Source organism: Fenollaria massiliensis (genome assembly GCF_000312505.2).
GTDB classification, from domain to species: Bacteria; Bacillota; Clostridia; order Tissierellales; family Peptoniphilaceae; genus Fenollaria; species Fenollaria massiliensis.
In genome coordinates this window covers 70,227-76,226 of the sequence record NZ_HG326225.1, presented here as the reverse complement: position 1 = coordinate 76,226, position 6,000 = coordinate 70,227, and the positions used below count along the sequence as shown (strand labels likewise).

Sequence of the window (6,000 nt, the reverse complement as noted above, 5' to 3'; positions counted from 1 at the left end):
TACGTACGTTACGTTAGTACGTATACTAACGTAACTAACGTACGTATATAGTATATGTGTGATTTTTTATGCCCTTTTGGGTTTTTGAATGGAGGAAAATCACATGAAAATTATTAATATTGGAGTTTTAGCTCATGTTGATGCAGGAAAAACTACCTTAACAGAAAGCTTATTATATAACAGTGGAGCGATTACAGAATTAGGAAGCGTGGACAAAGGTACAACGAGGACGGATAATACGCTTTTAGAACGTCAGAGAGGAATTACAATTCAGACAGGAATAACCTCTTTTCAGTGGGAAAATACGAAGGTGAACATCATAGACACGCCAGGACATATGGATTTCTTAGCAGAAGTATATCGTTCATTATCAGTTTTAGATGGGGCAATTCTACTGATTTCTGCAAAAGATGGCGTACAAGCACAAACTCGTATATTATTTCATGCACTTAGGAAAATGGGGATTCCCACAATCTTTTTTATCAATAAGATTGACCAAAATGGAATTGATTTATCAACGGTTTATCAGGATATTAAAGAGAAACTTTCTGCCGAAATTGTAATCAAACAGAAGGTAGAACTGTATCCTAATATGTGGTTGACGAACTTTACCGAATCTGAACAATGGGATACGGTAATAGAGGGAAACGATGACCTTTTAGAGAAATATATGTCCGGTAAATCATTAGAAGCATTGGAACTCGAACAAGAGGAAAGCATAAGATTTCATAATTGTTCCCTGTTCCCTGTTTATCACGGAAGTGCAAAAAACAATATAGGGATTGATAACCTTATAGAAGTGATTACGAATAAATTTTATTCATCAACACATCGAGGTCCGTCTGAACTTTGCGGAAATGTTTTCAAAATTGAATATACAAAAAAAAGACAACGTCTTGCATATATACGCCTTTATAGTGGAGTACTACATTTACGAGATTCGGTTAGAGTATCAGAAAAAGAAAAAATAAAAGTTACAGAAATGTATACTTCAATAAATGGTGAATTATGTAAGATTGATAGAGCTTATTCTGGAGAAATTGTTATTTTGCAAAATGAGTTTTTGAAGTTAAATAGTGTTCTTGGAGATACAAAACTATTGCCACAGAGAAAAAAGATTGAAAATCCGCACCCTCTACTACAAACAACTGTTGAACCGAGTAAACCTGAACAGAGAGAAATGTTGCTTGATGCCCTTTTGGAAATCTCAGATAGTGATCCGCTTCTACGATATTACGTGGATTCTACGACACATGAAATTATACTTTCTTTCTTAGGGAAAGTACAAATGGAAGTGATTAGTGCACTGTTGCAAGAAAAGTATCATGTGGAGATAGAACTAAAAGAGCCTACAGTCATTTATATGGAGAGACCGTTAAAAAATGCAGAATATACCATTCACATCGAAGTGCCGCCAAATCCTTTCTGGGCTTCCATTGGTTTATCTGTATCACCGCTTCCGTTGGGAAGTGGAATGCAGTATGAGAGCTCGGTTTCTCTTGGATACTTAAATCAATCATTTCAAAATGCAGTTATGGAAGGGATACGCTATGGTTGCGAACAAGGATTATATGGTTGGAATGTGACGGATTGTAAAATCTGTTTTAAGTATGGCTTATACTATAGCCCTGTTAGTACCCCAGCAGATTTTCGGATGCTTGCTCCTATTGTATTGGAACAAGTCTTAAAAAAAGCTGGAACAGAATTGTTAGAGCCATATCTTAGTTTTAAAATTTATGCGCCACAGGAATATCTTTCACGAGCATACAACGATGCTCCTAAATATTGTGCGAACATCGTAGACACTCAATTGAAAAATAATGAGGTCATTCTTAGTGGAGAAATCCCTGCTCGGTGTATTCAAGAATATCGTAGTGATTTAACTTTCTTTACAAATGGACGTAGTGTTTGTTTAACAGAGTTAAAAGGGTACCATGTTACTACCGGTGAACCTGTTTGCCAGCCCCGTCGTCCAAATAGTCGGATAGATAAAGTACGATATATGTTCAATAAAATAACTTAGTGTATTTTATGTTGTTATATAAATATGGTTTCTTGTTAAATAAGATGAAATATTTTTTAATAAAGATTTGAATTAAAGTGTAAAGGAGGAGATAGTTATTATAAACTACAAGTGGATATTGTGTCCTGTATGTGGAAATAAAACACGATTAAAGATAAGGGAAGATACTGAATTAAAAAAATTCCCCCTCTATTGTCCGAAATGCAGACAAGAAAATTTAATTGAAATAAAGCAGTTCAAAGTAACTGTGATTACAGAGCCAGACGCAAAGACGCAGAGCCGATAAAATGAGATTAATACAATCTCATTTTATCGGCTCTTTCCGTTATGTATGGATTCTTTTAATTAGTCTTCGATGTTTCTTGCTTCGTTGATACCGCTGGCTAAAGATTCCATTAAGGATAGTTCTTTGTCTGTAAAGCTATCCATGTATTTCTCTATCTGTAATCGTCGGGTGCTTTTTACCAAGTTATTAGCAGGTAAGAAAAATTCATCAACGGAAACATGAAGTAACGATACAAGGTCATAAAGAACTTGTATGCTGGGGTGTTGCCCTTTATTTTCAATATTAGTTAAGTACCGTGGGTCAATTTCAATCAATGCTCCCACTTGTTCACGAGTTAAACCTCGTTTCAATCGAGCTTCTTTAATGGCTAAACCAAAGGCTCTAAAATCATATTTATCTTCTTTTTTACGCATAGTAGACCACCTCTATACATTTTATTGTTCCTACTGAATTAAAAACAGGTATAGAAAAACGTGTTATATGGTTTATAGGTTTATATTTAATAAAAAGCACTACTAAACGCCAATAAAAAAAACCGTTATATGGTAGTGCTATTTACGCTGTTAAAATATTGTATATTACTTCCAAATGGCGGTTTGTTGGAGGTCAACGTCGCCATGAAGTACATCATATACAATAAATTTCCTTACATTGGGTTCTTGTCAAAAAAAGTCGTCTATCTGCAATAGATAAGTACGTCCACCAATGTGGTTTTATAAATCATATAGATAGAATAACAGAAGCATGTAAACAGAGAAATAAATCTGTTTATATGCTTTTTTGGCTATTCAGAACTTTTTTACAAAGTTTATTTATCAGTAATGCAACAAATCCCCCTTTCACATTGGGACTAAGAGTGAAAGGAGATAAACGAGCAAGGCTCACTTCCTTTCCTAGACAGAAAGGGGGTGAGAAACATGAAACCATCTTCTTTTCAGACCACAATAGAAAATCAGTTTGACTATATCTGTAAACGTGCTATGGAAGACGAGCGAAAGAATTATATGCTTTATCTTTCAAGGATTGCAAAGCGTGAGGTGTCCTTTTCGGATGTTGGCGATTATCTTGTTAGCCAGTTTGCGACAACAGATAACTATTCAACTGACTTTCAGATTTTTACACTCAATGGGTTATCAGTAGGCGTTGAAAATGATTTGTTGAGTGAAGCATTACGTGAGTTGCCAGACAAGAAACGTGAAATTCTACTGCTGTTTTACTTTATGGACATGAGCGATTCAGAAATTGCAGACCTGTTGAAATTGAACCGTTCTACTGTCTATCGGCATAGAACCAGTGGACTAGCCTTAATTAAAAAGTTTATGGAGGAATTTGAAGAATGAAAACACAATATCCTATGATTCCCTTTCCTCTCATTGTAAAGGCAACAGATGGCGATACCGAAGCGATTAACCAGATTCTACATCATTACAGAGGGTACATAACGAAGCGTTCCCTACGACTTATGAAAGATGAATATGGCAATCAAAGTATGGTCGTTGATGAAGTCTTACGTGGAAGAATGGAAACCAGACTGATTACAAAGATTTTGTCATTTGAAATTAAGTAATATCCTCTCTCCTTTCGTGGAAGCGTGCTAAACCATTCCACGCTTCCCGAACAGGGAGGTTTGTTATTCCACCAAAGCATATTGAGCTTTCAATGTGTTTTGATAGGCTAACGAGCCATTGTTCTTTGAAAACTGAATAAAAGTAATCGAATACGTTTCGATAAGAAAAGAGCCAACGGAACTAACCGCCATGACCTATCTTATAAAGATAGCGAGCGATTCATGTTAGTGATCCGAGAAGCAATCTTTAGCAGGATTGCCTGCAACGACATTCTTATCGTGATAATGATACTCCCATACAGTCAATAGTCCGAGCGTGATAAAACCGTCGCAGGCAATGAGTATGGCTACATGAGAACCATGCAGGGGTGGAACTCCCGTGAGCTTTGCTAAAGCTGTTCGATTGCTGGTAAAACAACTTTTATGAAATCCAAATAAGTGATTTGGAAAGGAGGATTTTATGAAGCAGACTGACATTCCTATTTGGGAACGTTATACCCTAACCATTGAAGAAGCGTCAAAATATTTTCGTATTGGCGAAAACAAGCTACGACGCTTGGCAGAGGAAAATAAAAATGCAAATTGGCTGATTATGAATGGCAATCGTATTCAGATTAAACGAAAACAATTTGAAAAAATTATAGATACATTGGACGCAATCTAGCGTCGCCAAAGGGTCTTGTATATGATAAAATAGTATTAAGTCGTATCAAGGCTCTTTCCATAAAGGAAAGGAGCAAATGCCATGTCAGAAAAAAGACGTGACAATAAAGGTCGAATCTTAAAGACTGGAGAGAGCCAACGAAAAGACGGAAGATACTTATACAAATATATAGATTCATTTGGAGAACCGCAATTTGTTTACTCGTGGAAACTTGTGGCTACAGACCGAGTACCAGCAGGAAAGCGTGATTGTATCTCACTTAGAGAGAAAATCGCAGAGTTACAGAAAGACATTCATGATGGTATTGATGTTGTAGGAAAGAAAATGACACTCTGCCAGCTTTACGCAAAACAGAACGCTCAAAGACCAAAGGTTAGAAAAAACACTGAAACTGGACGCAAATATCTTATGGATATTTTGAAGAAAGACAAGTTAGGTGTAAGAAGTATTGACAGTATTAAGCCATCAGACGCTAAAGAATGGGCTATTAGAATGAGTGAAAATGGTTATGCTTATCAAACCATCAATAACTACAAACGTTCTTTAAAGGCTTCATTCTATATTGCTATACAAGATGATTGTGTTCGGAAGAATCCATTTGACTTTCAACTGAAAGCAGTTCTTGATGATGATACTGTCCCTAAGACCGTACTAACAGAAGAACAGGAAGAAAAACTGTTAGCCTTTGCAAAAGCTGATAAAACCTACAGCAAAAATTATGATGAAATTCTGATACTCTTAAAAACAGGTCTTCGTATTTCAGAGTTTGGTGGTTTGACACTTCCAGATTTAGATTTTGAGAATCGTCTTGTCAATATAGACCATCAGCTATTGAGAGATACTGAAATTGGGTACTACATTGAAACACCAAAGACCAAAAGTGGCGAACGTCAAGTTCCTATGGTTGAAGAAGCCTATCAAGCATTTAAGCGAGTGTTAGCGAATCGAAAGAATGATAAGCGTGTTGAGATTGATGGATATAGTGATTTCCTCTTTCTTAATAGAAAGAACTATCCAAAAGTGGCAAGTGATTACAACGGCATGATGAAAGGTCTTGTTAAGAAATACAATAAGTATAACGAGGATAAATTGCCACACATCACTCCACATAGTTTGCGACATACATTCTGTACCAACTATGCAAATGCAGGAATGAATCCAAAGGCATTACAGTACATTATGGGACATGCTAATATAGCCATGACGCTGAACTATTACGCACATGCAACATTCGATTCTGCAATGGCAGAAATGAAACGCTTGAATAAAGAGAAGCAACAGGAGCGTCTTGTTGCTTAGTAGTACAAATGAATTTACTACTTATTTACCACTTCTGACAGCTAAGACATGAGGAAATATGCAAAGAAACGTGAAGTATCTTCCTACAGTAAAAATACTCGAAAGCACATAGAATAAGGCTTTACGAGCATTTAAGAAAATATAAAAAGATAATTAGAAAT

General features: G+C 36.1%; 7 protein-coding genes. 6 read left to right on the top strand and 1 reads right to left on the bottom strand.

Annotated features, from left to right (window positions below):
- Positions 1 to 103 precede the first annotated feature (103 nt).
- Both tet(M) and BN30_RS02130 read left to right on the top strand, forming a co-directional pair.
- The gene (gene tet(M) / locus BN30_RS02135; RefSeq protein WP_019213884.1) at positions 104 to 2,023 is read left to right on the top strand and encodes a tetracycline resistance ribosomal protection protein Tet(M); all 1,920 of its coding nucleotides are present in this window, start codon (positions 104 to 106) and stop codon (positions 2,021 to 2,023) included.
- A gap of 97 nt (positions 2,024 to 2,120) precedes the next feature.
- On the top strand, positions 2,121 to 2,309 hold the full coding sequence (locus BN30_RS02130; RefSeq protein ID WP_012962334.1) for a cysteine-rich KTR domain-containing protein: 189 nt from the start codon (positions 2,121 to 2,123) through the stop codon (positions 2,307 to 2,309).
- Between the two features lie 59 nt (positions 2,310 to 2,368).
- Here BN30_RS02130 and BN30_RS02125 read toward each other — a convergent pair whose 3' ends face one another.
- Entirely contained in the window at positions 2,369 to 2,722 is a 354-nt protein-coding gene (locus BN30_RS02125; RefSeq protein ID WP_001227347.1) for a helix-turn-helix transcriptional regulator, read from the bottom strand.
- 504 nt (positions 2,723 to 3,226) lie between these two features.
- Here BN30_RS02125 and BN30_RS02120 point away from each other — a divergent pair.
- The 4 genes from BN30_RS02120 (at position 3,227) to BN30_RS02105 (ending at position 5,839) form a co-directional block, all read left to right on the top strand.
- Positions 3,227 to 3,649, top strand: coding sequence for a sigma-70 family RNA polymerase sigma factor (locus BN30_RS02120; protein WP_000804885.1), 423 nt, complete (start codon positions 3,227 to 3,229; stop codon positions 3,647 to 3,649).
- The gene (locus BN30_RS02115; RefSeq protein WP_000857133.1) at positions 3,646 to 3,876 is read left to right on the top strand and encodes a helix-turn-helix domain-containing protein; all 231 of its coding nucleotides are present in this window, start codon (positions 3,646 to 3,648) and stop codon (positions 3,874 to 3,876) included. Before BN30_RS02120 ends, BN30_RS02115 begins: the two co-directional genes overlap by 4 nt.
- Before the next feature lie 460 nt (positions 3,877 to 4,336).
- Positions 4,337 to 4,540, top strand: coding sequence for an excisionase (locus tag BN30_RS02110; RefSeq protein WP_000814511.1), 204 nt, complete (start codon positions 4,337 to 4,339; stop codon positions 4,538 to 4,540).
- Positions 4,541 to 4,621: 81 nt separating this feature from the next.
- Entirely contained in the window at positions 4,622 to 5,839 is a 1,218-nt protein-coding gene (locus tag BN30_RS02105) for a tyrosine-type recombinase/integrase (protein WP_001291561.1), read from the top strand.
- The last annotated feature ends 161 nt before the right edge of the window (positions 5,840 to 6,000 follow it).

Excerpts from the sequence above, each read along its gene's own strand:
- BN30_RS02125 (WP_001227347.1), bottom strand. The coding sequence starts at position 2,722 with ATGCGTAAAAAAGAAGATAAATATGATTTTAGAGCCTTTGGTTTAGCC.
- BN30_RS02110 (WP_000814511.1), top strand. The coding sequence starts at position 4,337 with ATGAAGCAGACTGACATTCCTATTTGGGAACGTTATACCCTAACCATT.
- BN30_RS02105 (WP_001291561.1), top strand. The coding sequence starts at position 4,622 with ATGTCAGAAAAAAGACGTGACAATAAAGGTCGAATCTTAAAGACTGGA.
- BN30_RS02115 (WP_000857133.1), top strand. The coding sequence starts at position 3,646 with ATGAAAACACAATATCCTATGATTCCCTTTCCTCTCATTGTAAAGGCA.
- BN30_RS02120 (WP_000804885.1), top strand. The coding sequence starts at position 3,227 with ATGAAACCATCTTCTTTTCAGACCACAATAGAAAATCAGTTTGACTAT.